This window comes from Streptomyces griseoaurantiacus (assembly GCF_036189845.1).
In the GTDB taxonomy this organism is placed as follows: domain Bacteria; phylum Actinomycetota; class Actinomycetes; order Streptomycetales; family Streptomycetaceae; genus Streptomyces; species Streptomyces griseoaurantiacus.
Genome location: NZ_CP108326.1, coordinates 2,230,940 through 2,244,201 on the forward strand (window position 1 = coordinate 2,230,940; position 13,262 = coordinate 2,244,201).

12 protein-coding genes are annotated in these 13,262 nt (G+C 76.1%); 5 read left to right on the forward strand and 7 right to left on the reverse strand.

Translation table 11 applies throughout. From position 1 onward, the window contains the following. Positions 1-15 precede the first annotated feature (15 nt). The 5 genes from OHB09_RS10000 to OHB09_RS10020 all read right to left on the reverse strand — a co-directional run bounded on the left by OHB09_RS10000 (position 16) and on the right by OHB09_RS10020 (position 5,338). Positions 16-1,287, reverse strand: coding sequence for an NAD(P)/FAD-dependent oxidoreductase (locus tag OHB09_RS10000; protein WP_191853006.1), 1,272 nt, complete (start codon positions 1,285-1,287; stop codon positions 16-18). 144 nt (positions 1,288-1,431) lie between these two features. Next, positions 1,432-2,778 (reverse strand): deoxyguanosinetriphosphate triphosphohydrolase, encoded by a 1,347-nt coding sequence (locus tag OHB09_RS10005; RefSeq protein ID WP_234527649.1) that lies wholly within the window; start codon positions 2,776-2,778, stop codon positions 1,432-1,434. A gap of 293 nt (positions 2,779-3,071) precedes the next feature. Next, positions 3,072-3,224, reverse strand: coding sequence for a hypothetical protein (locus OHB09_RS10010; RefSeq protein ID WP_328921854.1), 153 nt, complete (start codon positions 3,222-3,224; stop codon positions 3,072-3,074). Then, positions 3,221-4,369 (reverse strand): FAD-dependent oxidoreductase, encoded by a 1,149-nt coding sequence (locus OHB09_RS10015; protein WP_328921855.1) that lies wholly within the window; start codon positions 4,367-4,369, stop codon positions 3,221-3,223. The genes OHB09_RS10010 and OHB09_RS10015 overlap by 4 nt, the downstream gene beginning before the upstream one ends. Before the next feature lie 147 nt (positions 4,370-4,516). Beyond that, the gene (locus OHB09_RS10020) at positions 4,517-5,338 is read right to left on the reverse strand and encodes a sirohydrochlorin chelatase (RefSeq protein WP_328921856.1); all 822 of its coding nucleotides are present in this window, start codon (positions 5,336-5,338) and stop codon (positions 4,517-4,519) included. A 565-nt stretch (positions 5,339-5,903) separates the two neighbouring features. Between OHB09_RS10020 and OHB09_RS10025 the strand changes: the two genes are divergently transcribed. After that, entirely contained in the window at positions 5,904-6,668 is a 765-nt protein-coding gene (locus OHB09_RS10025; protein WP_407077316.1) for a SanA/YdcF family protein, read from the forward strand. A gap of 175 nt (positions 6,669-6,843) precedes the next feature. Continuing rightward, positions 6,844-8,943, forward strand: coding sequence for a molybdopterin oxidoreductase family protein (locus OHB09_RS10030; RefSeq protein WP_191853009.1), 2,100 nt, complete (start codon positions 6,844-6,846; stop codon positions 8,941-8,943). 67 nt (positions 8,944-9,010) lie between these two features. On the opposite strand, the gene OHB09_RS10035 is transcribed toward OHB09_RS10030, so the two are convergent. Both OHB09_RS10035 and cutA read right to left on the reverse strand, forming a co-directional pair. Next, positions 9,011-9,334 carry a hypothetical protein gene (locus tag OHB09_RS10035; RefSeq protein ID WP_191891237.1) on the reverse strand — a complete coding sequence of 108 codons (324 nt, stop codon included), beginning with the start codon at positions 9,332-9,334 and terminating at the stop codon, positions 9,011-9,013. 71 nt (positions 9,335-9,405) lie between these two features. Further along, on the reverse strand, positions 9,406-9,726 hold the full coding sequence (cutA, locus tag OHB09_RS10040; protein ID WP_167792767.1) for a divalent-cation tolerance protein CutA: 321 nt from the start codon (positions 9,724-9,726) through the stop codon (positions 9,406-9,408). Between the two features lie 274 nt (positions 9,727-10,000). Between cutA and OHB09_RS10045 the strand changes: the two genes are divergently transcribed. The 3 genes from OHB09_RS10045 to OHB09_RS10055 all read left to right on the forward strand — a co-directional run bounded on the left by OHB09_RS10045 (position 10,001) and on the right by OHB09_RS10055 (position 13,240). After that, a complete protein-coding gene (locus OHB09_RS10045) occupies positions 10,001-11,680 on the forward strand; it encodes a M4 family metallopeptidase (RefSeq protein WP_328921858.1) in 1,680 nt (559 codons plus the stop codon). 261 nt (positions 11,681-11,941) lie between these two features. Then, the gene (locus OHB09_RS10050; protein WP_006137538.1) at positions 11,942-12,466 is read left to right on the forward strand and encodes a hypothetical protein; all 525 of its coding nucleotides are present in this window, start codon (positions 11,942-11,944) and stop codon (positions 12,464-12,466) included. 150 nt (positions 12,467-12,616) lie between these two features. Next, positions 12,617-13,240 carry a class F sortase gene (locus OHB09_RS10055; RefSeq protein WP_006137537.1) on the forward strand — a complete coding sequence of 208 codons (624 nt, stop codon included), beginning with the start codon at positions 12,617-12,619 and terminating at the stop codon, positions 13,238-13,240. The last annotated feature ends 22 nt before the right edge of the window (positions 13,241-13,262 follow it).

Below are 13,262 nucleotides of genomic sequence, written 5' to 3' on the forward strand. Positions count from 1 at the left end.
GCCCGGGGGCGGGTCTCAGTCCCGGCCGGCCAGTTCCCCGAGCGGCACGCGCGGGTCGGCCAGCGCCTCCGTGTCCACGGGGGTGCCGCGCCGGATGAGGTCCTGGATCGGGCCGGTGACGTCCCACACGTTGACGTTCATCCCGGCGAGCACCCTGCCCTCCTTGAGCCAGAAGGCGATGAACTGCCGCTTCCCGGCGTCCCCGCGCAGCACGACCTGGTCGTAGGAGCCGGGCGGGGCCCAGCCGGAGTACTCCATGCCGACGTCGTACTGGTCGGAGAAGAAGTACGGCACCCGGTCGTAGAGGACCTCCTTGCCGAGCATGGCGCGGGCGGCGGCCGGGCCGCCGTTGAGCGCGTTCGCCCAGTGCTCCACGCGCAGCCGGGTGCCGAACAGGGCGTGCGGGAAGGAGGCGACGTCGCCGGCGGCGTGGATGTCGGGGTCGGAGGTGCGCAGCCGTTCGTCGACGGCGATGCCCCCGCCGTGCGCGCGGTCGGCGATCTCCAGGCCGGCCGCCTCGGCGAGCGAGGTGCGGGGCGCGGCGCCGATCGCGGCGAGCACGTCGTGCGCCGGGTGCTCCTCGCCGTCGTCGGTGCGGGCGGCGAGGACCATGCCGTCCTGGCCGACGATCTCGGTGAGCCGGGCCCCGAAGTGGAAGCGGACGCCGTGCTCGCGGTGGAGTTCGGCGTAGACGTTGCCGAGTTCGGGGCCGAGCACGCCGTGCAGCGGGCTCTCGGCGGGTTCGACGACGGTGACCTCGGCGCCGTACTCGCGGGCGGCCGCGGCGACCTCCAGGCCGATCCAGCCGGCCCCGGCGATCACCAGGTGGCCGTTGTCCCGGCCGAGCGCGGTGAGCATGCCCTTGAGCCGTTCGGCGTGGGCGAGCCGGCGCAGGTGGTGCACGCCGGCGAGACCGGTGCCGGGGATGTCCAGGCGGCGCGGTTCGGCGCCGGTGGCCAGGAGCAGCTTGTCGTAGTGGACGACGGTGCCGTCGTCGCCGTAGCGGACGGACTTGGCGGCGCGGTCGATCGCGACGACCGTCTGGCCGAGGTGGAGTTCGACGTCGTTGCGCGCGTACCAGGCGGGCTCGTGGACGAAGACGCTCTCGCGTTCCTCCTTGCCGAGCAGGTAGCCCTTGGACAGCGCGGGGCGCGCGTAGGGGTGGTCGCGCTCGTCACAGATCAGTATCACCCGCCCGGTGAATCCCTCCGCGCGGAGCGCCTCGGCCGCCTTGGCCCCGGCCAGGCCCCCTCCCACGATGACGAACGTCTGATCCGCGTCGACCACTTGATGCCTCCTCGTAAGGATGTCGCCACATGCGAGCCTCCCGCACGTGGCCCGGTGCGGGAAGAGGGGGTGGCGCGATCGGCGCACGCCGGGGCGCCCCGGCGGGACCTTCCCGCCACCTCCTTCCCGTCCGTCGGTGCATGCTCACACCCGCCCGGTGAGCCGCGCGTGCAGGGAGCGCGCGGCGGCGTCGGTGAGCGAGGCGATCTGGTCGACGACGGTCCGCTTGCGGGCCCGGTCGTCGGCCGCCTCCTCGAACAGTGCCCGGAACTGGGGGTCCAGTCCCTCGGGGGCGCGGGTGGTGAGGGCCTCGGCCGTCTCGGCGACGACGATCCGCTGATCGGCGCGGAGCCGCTCCTGCTCGGCGCGCTGCATGACGTACCGGTCCGCGAGCGCCTTGAGGACGGCGCACTCCAGGCGGGTGCCGCGCGGCACGACGAGTTCGGCGGCGTAGCGGGTGAGCCGCCCGGAGCCGTACGCCGCCCTGGTGGCGCCCTCGGCGGCCAGGCAGAAGCGGCCGATGAGCTGGCTGGTGGCGTCCTTGAGGCGGGCCTGGGCGAGCGCGGAGCCGTCGTAGGCGTGCGGCCACCAGTCCTGGGCGAGGAGCCGGTCGAGGGCCTCGGCGAGTTCGGCGGGGTCGGTGTCCGCCGGGACGTACCGGTCGCGGGCGACGGCGAAGATCTCCTGCCGTTCGGGGCCGTCGCTCAGGGCGCGGGGGTCGACGTGCCCCGCGTGCAGGCCGTCCTCGACGTCGTGCACCGAGTAGGCCACGTCGTCGGACCAGTCCATGACCTGGGCCTCGAAGCAGGCGCGGGGGCCGGGAGCGCCCTCGCGGACCCAGTCGAAGACGGGCCGGTCGTCCTCGTACGCCCCGAACTTGGGCGAGGCGGGATCGCCGGGGCGGGCGCCGCGCGGCCAGGGGTACTTGGTGGCGGCGTCCAGGGCGGCGCGGGTGAGGTTCAGGCCAACGGCGACGAGGCCGCCGAGGGCGCCGGTGCCGGGGTCGGGGACGAAGCGCTTGGGTTCGAGACGGGTGAGCAGGCGCAGCGACTGGGCGTTGCCCTCGAAGCCGCCGCAGTCCTCGGCGAACTCGTTGAGCGCCTGTTCGCCGTTGTGCCCGAAGGGCGGGTGCCCCAGGTCGTGGGAGAGGCAGGCGGCCTCGACCAGGTCGGGATCGCAGCCGAGGGCGGCGCCCAGTTCGCGGCCGACCTGGGCGCACTCCAGGGAGTGGGTGAGCCGGGTGCGGGGGCTGGCGTCCCAGACGGAGCCGGTGCTGCCGGGGGTGACGACCTGGGTCTTGCCGGCGAGCCGGCGCAGCGCCGCGGAGTGCAGCACGCGTGCCCGGTCGCGCTGGAAGGCGGTGCGCCCGGGCCGTTTGTCGGGCTCGGGGGCCCAGCGCTCCGCGGCCGCCGCGTCGTACCCGTGGAGCGGGGCGTGCTGCTCGTACGGGCGGCCCGGGACGCCGCCCGGGCCGGGTGCGGTTCCTTCCATGGGTACGACAGTAGACGCCCGTGCCGACAGTCCCCGTGCGGGACGGGGCGGGACGGGGGTGATTCCCGGTCAGGGTGCCGTCGCGGGGACGGCGTTGTCCGGCCGGAGGTGCGCAGGGCCACGTGCGGCAGGACCGTGCGGACGCCGTAGTGGGCGCTCGCCACCTGGTCGACCCGCAGGTCGACGACCCCGCCGGCCAGGGCCAGGGCCCTCCCGCGGTCCGTGCCGAACAGGAGGGACATCCACGACAGCATGGCGTTCAGCGCCTCGGAGGTTGTGGCCTCGTCCTCGCCTCAGGGGGTGCGCGGCAGGAGCGCGGGGAGGGGACCGGAGCCCTCGGGCCGCCACACGTCGGTGGCGAGCGCGGCGCCGTCGCACATCGGCACCGGCACGTCCACGTCCACGTCCACGTCCACGTCCACGTCCACGTCCACGGTGAGCGTCATGCCCCCCGCCCCTCGGAACCGGCGCCCTGCGGCCGCCGGCTGAGCATCCAGTGGCTGAAGGCGGCGTAGTTCCGGGCGAACTCCCGCGGGGTGGGCGCGTGTTCCACCGCCTCGGACAGCCGGGCCACGTGCGTGTACCGCGGGATGCGGTCGGCCTGGTAGGCGGCGAGCGCGGCGGGCACGTCCTGGTCCGCGCCGAGCAGCCGGCCGAGGAGGGCGGCGTCCTCGATGCCCAGCGTCGCACCGGCGGTGATGTGCGGGGACATGGCGTGGGCGGCGTCCCCGGCCAGCGCGACCCGCGCGGAGACCCAGTGGGGCAGCGGCGGCACCAGCATGATCCGGTTGTGCAGGATGCGGTCCTCGGGCGTCGCCGCGATCAGCGCGGACAGCACGCCGGGGCTGCCCGGCTCCTCCAGGTGGACGGCCCGGGTGGCGGCCTGCTCCTTGCGGGTGCCGGTGAGCGGGGGCGAGTCGAACTGGTTGACCAGCCAGTAGACGCTGCCGTCGTACGTGCGGACGTAGCCGCCCCGGCAGCGCTCGCCGCCGAGGATCAGCCGGTCGCCGGGCACGGTGACCTCACCGGGCGGGAGCACCGCGCGCCAGGCGTGGTGGCCGGCGTGCTCCCGGGCCGAGGTGCCCGGCACCAGACGCTCGCGCACGGCCGAGTGGGCGCCGTCCGCGCCGATCAGCAGGTCGGCGTCCACGGTGCCGCCCTCGGACAGCCGGACCGTCACCCGGTCCTCGTGCTCCTCGTAGTCCTCGAAGGCGGTGGCCAGGCGGATGTTCCCGTGCCCGACGGCGTCGGCGAGCAGGTCGTTCAGTTTCGCCCGGTGCACCAGCAGGTACCGGCGGTCCTCGGGGCCGAACTCCGGGCTCTGGAGCAGTTCTCCGGCCGGGTCGTGGAAGCGCATCTCGGTGGGGGCGCCGATCGCGCGGACCTGTTCGCCGAGGCCGAGGTCGTCGAGGACCGCCAGCGCGTTCGCCCACAGCCCGAGGGAGGCGCCGGCGGCGCGGATCTCCGGGGCCCGCTCGCACACCACCACCTCGAAGCCCGCCCGGCGCAGCGCGAGCCCGGTCGTCAGGCCCACGATCCCGGCGCCGATCACCACGGCCCGCCGCGTCGTCGTACGTGTACGGATGTCCATGCGCGCGCTCCCTCTGTCGTTCTCGCGGTCTCGTGATCGACGGTAGGAACGGCGGCCGATTGACACCAGTGCAACGTTGACAGGGAGTCTTTGCGGATGGCGGAATCGGTGGCGGGCGGAATCCGGGGACGGGCGTGACGGCGCAGGTCAGACGGGGAGCAGGGGGCGGGCGCCGGACCCGGCCGGGGTCGCGGTGCGCGCGCGGGCCTCCTCGTGCTCGCGGGCCTCCTCGTAGCGGTGCAGGACGAGGCGGGCCATCGCCGGGTGGGCGCCCAGTGGGGCGGCGGCGATCCAGGGGGCGGCCCCGGCGCTCTCGGCGTGAAAGCGGCCGGGCGCGGTGAAGTACGAGGCGAGGGCGATCCGCCGGCGGCCCCGGGCGGCCAGCGCGCGGACGGCCTCCGGGACGGTGGGCGCGGCGGCGGAGGCGTACGCGGGGACCACGGGCACCCCGAGCCGCTCGGCGAGCAGGGCGGCGGTGCGGCCGGTGTCGGCGGCGGAGTCCGGGTCGCGCGATCCGGCGGCGGCCAGGACGACACCGGCGCGGGCGCGGGCGGCGGCCCCGGGGGCGGGCGGCCAGCCGGCCTCGAGGAGGCGGGCGTGCAGGGCGTCCACGAGGAGGGGGTGCGGGCCGAGGGCGGCGGCCACGAGGGTGCGGGCGGGGGCGGCCGCGGCGGCGGGCGGGATGTCGTGCTTGACGTGGTGGCCGCGGCCGAGGAGGAGCGGTACGAGGACGGCGCTGCCGCCGTCGGCGCTGCCGGGGCTCCCGGCGGTGCCGAGGGCGGCGAGGGTGTCGGGGAGGAGGGGGGCGTTCAACTCGATGTGGCCGAGGCGGACCGGGAGGCCGGGGCGCAGCGCCCGCACCCGGTCGAGGAGGGCGTGGACGGTGGTGAGGGTGCGGGGGTCGCGGCTGCCGTGCGCCACGAGGACGAGGGTGGGCGGGGGCTCGGGCGGGGTGCGGTGCGAGGTCACGTCCGCCAGCGTGACCGGGCCAGGTTTCGCGGCCGTTGCGCGAGGGTCACGGGGGGTGGGGGGAGGACTCACCGGCGGATGCGGGCGGCGGTGAGATCGCCGCCCCGGCCGGGGGCCCCGGTCGCGGGGCGCGGGACCCAACCACGATGCCACCGCCACCCCGCCGGGGGCCCGGCCGCGCGGGCGCGGGGCGCGGGGCGCAGGGCGCGGGACCGAACCGCGAGACCACCGCCACCCCCGCCGAAAGCCCCGGGCGCCGGGCGCGGGGCGCAGGACCGAACCGCGAAACCACCGCCACCCCGCCGGCGCCCCGGCCGCAGGGCGCGGAACCCAACCACGACACCACCGCCACCCCACCGCGGCCCCGGCCGCAGGGCGCGGAACCCAACCACGACACCACCGCCACCCCACCGCGGCCCCGGCCGCAGGGCGCGGAACCCAACCACGACACCACCGCCACCCCACCGCGGCCCCGGCCGCAGGGCCCGGGACCGAACCGCGATGGCGACTTCCGCGTCCTCCCTCACGCACACCCGTACGCGGCCCACCCCGGGAGATCCCGCCCATGCGCCTGCCCCGTCCGCGCGGACGCCGGTTCCTCCGGCCGCCCCGGCCCCTCCGGTCACCGCGCCGGGTTCGGCCGCCCCGGTGGCTCCGGCTGCCCCGCAGCCGCCGCGGCCGGCGCCGCGCGCTCCAGGCGGTCATGGGGCTCTGCGTGCTCGCGCTCTCCCCCGCCGCCTGGCTGTTCACCACCACCGGCGGGCAGTTGCACACCCCGGACACCGTGCCCCGCACCGACGTCGCCGTGGTCTTCGGCGCCGGGCTGTGGGACGGCGAGCCCTCCCCCTACCTCGCCCACCGGCTGGACACCGCCGCCGGGTTGTACCACGCCGGCCGCGTCCGGGTCGTCCTCGTCACCGGGGACAACAGCCGGGACGACTACGACGAGCCCGATGCCATGCGCGCCTACCTGACCGAGCACGGCGTGCCCGGCGACCGCGTCGTCGAGGACTACGCCGGCTTCGACACCTGGGACTCCTGCGTCCGCGCGAGGAAGATCTTCGGCGTGGACCGGGCCGTCCTGATCAGCCAGGGCTTCCACATCCGCCGGGCGGTGGCCCTGTGCCGGGCGGCCGGGGTCGAGTCCTACGGCGTCGCGGCCACGGGCGACGCGCACGACGTGACCTGGTACTACGGCGCCGGCCGCGAGGTGTTCGCGGCGGGCAAGGCGGCGCTGGACGCCCTCTTCGAACCGGACCCGCACTTCCTCGGCCCGCGCGAGCCGGGGGTGGCCCGGGCACTGGCGGCGACGGGGCCGGAGCCCGGCTGACCGGGGTGACGGGGCCGGCCGGGGGCGCTCGCGCGGCCCGCGCCGGTCACCCGGCACACCCCCGCGCCCCGCCCGTGTCCCTCACGCCGCCCCGCGCCCCGCCGGGAGGCCCCCGTGCCGCCGGTGTAACGGCGCACGTCCCGGTGCGTAACACGTGCCGCGCAGGCTGGGCGGCATGCAGACCACCGTCACCCCCACCCACTGCCCCTACTGCGCCCTGCAGTGCGGGATGAACCTGGTCCCGGCGGCCGGCGGCGGCGTCGAGGTGGCCGAGCGCGCCGACTTCCCGGTGAACAGGGGCGCGCTGTGCGGCAAGGGGCGCACGGCACCGGAGGTGCTGTCCTCCGCCGTCCGGCTCACCTCCCCGCTGGTGCGGCGCGAGGGCGAGCTGGTACCCGCCTCCTGGGACGAGGCGCTCGACCGGATCGCGGAGGCGCTCACCCGGGCGCGCACGGCGCACGGGGTGGACTCCGTCGGGGTGTTCGGCGGGGGCGGGCTGACCAACGAGAAGGCGTACGCGCTCGGCAAGTTCGCCCGCGTGGTCCTCGGCACCTCGCAGATCGACTACAACGGACGGTTCTGCATGTCCTCCGCGGCCGCGGCCGGGACCGCCGCCTTCGGGCTCGACCGGGGGCTGCCGTTCCCGCTGGAGGACATCCCGCGGACCGGGTGTGTCATCCTCGTCGGCTCCAACCCGGCCGAGACGATGCCGCCGGCCCTGCGCTACTTCACCGAACTGCGCGAGAACGGCGGCACGCTGATCGTCGTCGACCCTCGCCGCACCCGCACCGCCGAGCAGGCCGACCTGCACCTGGCACCCCGTCCCGGCACCGATCTCGCCCTCGCCCTCGGGCTGCTGCACCTGATCGTCGCCGAGGGCCGCACCGACGAGGAGTACCTGAGGGAGCGGACGAGCGGCTGGGCGGAGGCGCGGGCCGCGGCGATGGCGCACTGGCCGGAGTACGTCGAGCGGATCACCGGCGTGCCCGTGCCCCTGCTGCGGGAGGCGGTGGAGCTGTTCTGCGCCCCCGAGGCCGCGATGGTGCTCACCGCGCGGGGGCCCGAGCAGCAGTCCAAGGGCACGGACACCGTGGGCGCCTGGATCAACCTGTGCCTCGCGACGGGGCGGGCGGGCCGGCCGCTGTCCGGGTACGGCTGCCTGACCGGGCAGGGCAACGGGCAGGGCGGGCGCGAACACGGCCAGAAGGCCGACCAGTTGCCCGGCTACCGCAAGCTGACCGACCCCGCGGCCCGGGAGCACGTGGCACGGGTCTGGGGCGTGGACCCCGACGCGCTGCCGGGTCCCGGGCGCAGCGCCTACGAGCTCCTCGACGCGCTCGGCGGCGACATCCGGGCGCTGCTCCTCATGGGCTCCAACCCGGTCGTCTCGGCACCGCGCGCCGCGCACGTGGAGGAGCGGCTGCGGTCGCTGGACTTCCTCGCGGTGGCGGACGTCGTGCTGTCGGAGACCGCCCGGCTGGCGGACGTGGTGCTCCCGGTGACGCAGTGGGCGGAGGAGACGGGGACGACGACCAACCTGGAGGGCCGGGTCCTGCTGCGCCGGCGCGCGCTGCCCCCGCCCGAGGGGGTCCGCAGCGACCTGGAGGTGCTGCACGGACTGGCCGGACGGCTCGGCGTGGAGAAGGGCTTCCCGACGGACCCGGAGGAGGTGTTCGAGGAACTGCGGCGGGCGAGCGCGGGCGGCCCCGCCGACTACTCCGGGATCAGCTACCGGCGGCTCGCCGAGGAGGGCGGGGTCTTCTGGCCCTGCCCGGCCGAGGGGGCCGAGGGGGAGACTGCGGGCGGGGGCGCGCACCCCGGGACGCCCCGGCTGTTCCTGGACCGGTTCGCCACCGGGGACGGGCGGGCGCGGTTCGCGGCCGTGTCGCACCGGGCGGCAGGGGAGGACACCGACGAGGAGTACCCGGTGCTGCTCACCACCGGACGGGTGCTGGCGCAGTACCAGTCCGGGGCGCAGACCCGCCGGGTGGCGGAGCTGAACGCGGCGGCGCCGGGCCCGTTCGTGGAGATGCACCCGCGGCTGGCGGAGCGGCTCGGGGTGGCGGACGGGCAGGAGGTGGCGGTGGTCTCACGGCGGGGACGGGCGGTGGCGCCCGCGCGGGTGACCTCGGGCATCCGGGTGGACACCGTGTTCATGCCCTTCCACTGGGCGGGCGCGGGCCGGGCCAACGTGCTGACGAATCCGGTGCTCGATCCGGTGTCGCGGATGCCGGAGTTCAAGGTGTGCGCGGTACGGCTGGAGGCCGTGCGCTGAGAGCCCCGCCCCGCCCGCCCCCGCTGCTTCCGACCTCCCCCGTCCCTCTCTTTCGGTCCGCGCGGCCCTAGTTGGGCGTGTTCGGCGTGTTCGCCGGTGTGTGGGTCAGGAAGGACGCGCTCGCCGCGCTGTCCGCGGGCGGGGTGAAGGTGGGCGTGGGGGTGCCGGTCCGCTCGGGGGTGGGGGTCGTGGCCGGACTCGGGGTCGTCGCCGCGGCCGAGGGGGTCGGTGACGTCTGTGCGGCCGAGGGGTCCCGCGAGGTGTCGCCGGCCGGGGCGCCGGGTGCCGGGGGCGCGTCCGGGGCGTCCGGGGAGCAGGCGGCGGTGCCCAGGAGCAGGGCCGCGCCCAGCGCCGCGGCGGCCAGGGCGCGCGGAAGGTGTCGGTGCGTCATGGCCGGGACCCTAGGCGCGGGGGTGCCGGGGAGTGCGGGGGCGCACGGCTCGGTCCCCCGCACGGCGGACCTCACTCCGTCCGGGCGCCGCCGGGTGCCGTCTCCTCCGCGACCCAGCGGAGGTAGTCCGCGCTCCCCCGCACCACCGGGGTCGCGATGATCTCCGGGGTCTCGTAGGGGTGGACGGCGCGCAGGTGGTCCTCCAGTGCCGCGTAGCGTGGCGGGGTCGTCTTGAACAGCACCTGCCATTCAGGGGCGGTCTCCACCGCGTCCTTCCACCGGTAGACGGAGGTCACCGGACCGGAGATCTGGGCGCAGGCCGCCAGTCGCGCCTCCACCGCGCCCCGGGCCAGCTCCCGCGCCCCGGCCTCGCTGTCCGTGGTCGTGAGCACGGTGAGCGCTTCCGGGCCGTCGGCGAAGTCGGCCGCACCCGCCGCCTCCGCCGCCTTCGCCGCTTCCGCGTCAGCCGTTTCCGCCGTTTCCGCCGTTCCCGCCGTCTCGGCATCGGTCATGTCGGGCTCCCTCGGCCGTGCGTGTCCCTGGCGTGCGTCCTCCCCATCATCCCCTCACCTCCCGTCACCTCCTCCCCCCGCGGGCGGTATGGACATGACATGTCATGCGCGCGTAAATCTGAGAGGTCCCCCCTCCCAGCGACCGAGGAGTCCGATGAGCCGTACGAGAGGTACGCGCCCCACGCGCCCCACGCGCCCCACGCGTGCCAGAGGTTCCCGTCCCGCCGCGCTCGGCACCGCCCTCGCCGCCGCGCTGCTCGCCGCCGCCCTCGCCCCCACGACGTCCGCCGCCGCGGACACCCGCCCGAGCAGGGCCACCGCGCTCGAGAACGCCGCCCACGCCCTGGCCGACGGGGCCGCCGGTCTCGGCCCGACCTCGGCCCAGGACACCCGCGTCCGGGACGTCCTCGTCGACCCGGACGGCACCCAGCACGTCCGCTACGACCGCACCTACCGTCACCTCCCCGTCCTCGGCGGCGACTTCGTCGTCCACCTGGACCGGACCGGCGCCTACGAGGGCGCCGACCGGGCCACCGCCCGCACGCCCTCCGTGCCGAGCACCACCCCCGCCGTCGCAGCCCCCAGGGCCGCCGACCTCGCCACCGCCGACCTGCGCGCCGCCCACCGCGGTACCCCGCTCAGCACGGTCAAGGCCCGGCCCGAGCTGGTCGTCGACGCCCTGCACGGCGCGGCCCGGCTGGCCTGGCGCACCCAGGCCGTGGGCCTGGACTCCCTCGGCAACCCGGTCGCCCGCACGGTGCTCACCGACGCCCGCAGCGGAAAGGAGATCGACGCCTGGGACGCCCTGGAGACGGCGGCCGGCGACGGACGCTCGCTCTACAGCGGGACGGTGCCGCTGCAGACCACCCAGTCCGGGTCCTCGTACCAGCTCAAGGACGCGAGCCGCGGCAACACCTACACCGGCGACGCCGAGAACAAGACCGACCTGTGCATCCTCGGCATCTGCCTCAGCCGCGCCCCCGCCACGCTCTTCACCGACACCGACAACCACTGGGGCACCGGCACGGCCGCGGACCGCTCCTCGGCGGCGGTCGACGCGCAGTACGGCACCGACGAGACCTGGGACTACTACAAGGAGGTGCACGGCCGCACCGGTATCGCCGGGGACGGCAAGGGTTCGTACAACCGCGTGCACTACGGCAACAAGTACAACAACGCCTTCTGGGACGACAGCTGCTTCTGCATGACGTACGGCGACGGCGACGGGACGACCTTCGGGCCGCTGGTGGCGCTGGACGTGGCCGGGCACGAGATGTCGCACGGTGTGACCTCGACGACGGCCGGGCTGGCCTACTCCGGCGAGTCGGGCGGGCTGAACGAGGCGACCTCGGACATCTTCGGCACGCTGGTCGAGTGGCACGCCGCCAACTCCTCGGACGGCGGTGACTATCTGATCGGGGAGAAGGTGGTCCGCTCCGGCTTCGGCGAGCCGGCCCTGCGGTACATGGACAGGCCGTCCCGGGACGGCGCCTCCGCCGACTGCTGGAGCTCCTCGGTCGGCAACCTCGACGTCCACTACTCCTCCGGCGTCGCCAACCACTTCGCCTACCTGCTCGCCGAGGGCAGCGGCGCGAAGACCCTGAACGGCGTCTCGTACGCCTCCCCCACCTGCGACGACTCGACGGTGAAGGGCATCGGCCGGGACAAGCTCGGCGCCATCTGGTACCGGGCGCTGACGGTGTACATGACGTCCTCGACGAACTACGCCCGGGCGCGGACCGCGACGCTGAGCGCGGCGGCCGACCTCTACGGCTCGGGCAGCGCCGAGTACGCCGCCGTGGGCGCGGCCTGGCACGCGGTGGCCGTCGGCTGACCGCCGCCGTCACCCGTCTCGCCCCGTCTCCTACGCCCTCCGGGTGGTCCTTCCCGGCGGGTCGGGGGCGGGGCGTTGACCTGCTGGAACGAGGTCGCACCGGTCGCGTGTGCGAGGTACGGAACACCCGTTCTCCGTATTTCTGACGCCACCTCAGGAAGCGGGAGCGGGCGCGGGCCCTTTTGCTCGGAAGGGCAGGGGCACGGCCTACGCAGTGGCACATGAGGGGTGTCGCGGGCCGGGCCCTCACGGAGGAGCACCATGCGCCGCACGGCCCGTCTGCTGACCGGTACCGCGCTCGCCGTCACCGCCGCCGGTCTCGCCGCCGCGCCCGCGTACGGCGGCGAGGGCGCGGGGCGCCTGGAGGTGTACCCCTCCACGGTGATCCCCGGCGACAACGTCTCGGTGAACACCGGCGCGTGCGGCGCGGACGGCGCGGCCACGGGTGACGCGAGCGCCGTGGGCGCCGGGCGCTTCGCGCTCGCGCCGAGCGCCCACGAACACGACGCCATCGGCCAGTTCGAGGTGCCGCCGAGCGCGCAGCCCGGGACGTACGAGATCGTCGCCCGCTGCGAGGAGAACGGCGAGCGGGTCACGGGCGACCTGGTGGTGGCGCTGACCGCCACCCGGGACCACACGGTGCCCCGGGGAAGTGTGAAGACGGGGGTCGGCGGCGGGCTCGGCGCCGACCCCGTACGGACCGCGGCCGGCGTGGCGGCCCTCGCCGTCGCCGCCGCGGGCGGTACCTGGCTCCTGCATCGCCGGGCGAGAGGCGAGGGGATCTGACGGACACCCTCCGCTGTCCGTCCGCCGGTACCGCACGGTCCCCTCCCCCTCCGGCCCCGCCCGCCCCTCGCGGGTCCGGCGGGGGGAGGCGGGCCGCACGGGTCCACGCTCCGCCGTACACGAAGAGGGGGCCGACGGAAGGGGCGCCCCGTGCGCAGAATAGGAAACTCCGCGATAGCGGCCGTGACCCTGCTCGCCCTCGGTTCCGGCACCTGGCTGCTGCACGGCGCCGCCGGAACCCCCGCGCCGCCCCCGCAGCCCTCGGCCGCGCAGGCCGCCACCGGGACCGACCGGCCGGGCGCCGCGGCCCCGGCCCTGCCGCCCTCGCCGCCCGACCGCGTCCGCATCCCGTCGATCCGCGTGAACGCCCCGCTGATGGGGCTGGGCCTGACGAAGTCCGGCAGCCTCGACGTGCCGCCCGCGGACCGGAAGAACCTGGCCGGCTGGTACGAGGCCGGCACCACCCCGGGCGAGCGGGGCACCGCGATCGTCGCCGGGCACGTCGACAACGCCGAGGGGCCCGCCGTCTTCTACGACCTGGGCGCCCTGAAGAAGGGCAGCTCCGTCGAGGTGGACCGGCGCGACGGCACCGTCGCCGAGTTCACGGTGGACGCGGTCGAGGTGTACGAGGCGAAGAACTTCCCCGACGAGAAGGTGTACGGTGCCGCCGCCCGCCCCGAGCTGCGGGTGATCACCTGCGGCGGCGGCTACTCGCGGGCGACCGGCTACCGGGGCAACGTGGTCGTCTTCGCCCACCTGACCGGCAGCCGGTGAGGGCCGGCGGCGCCGGCCCCGC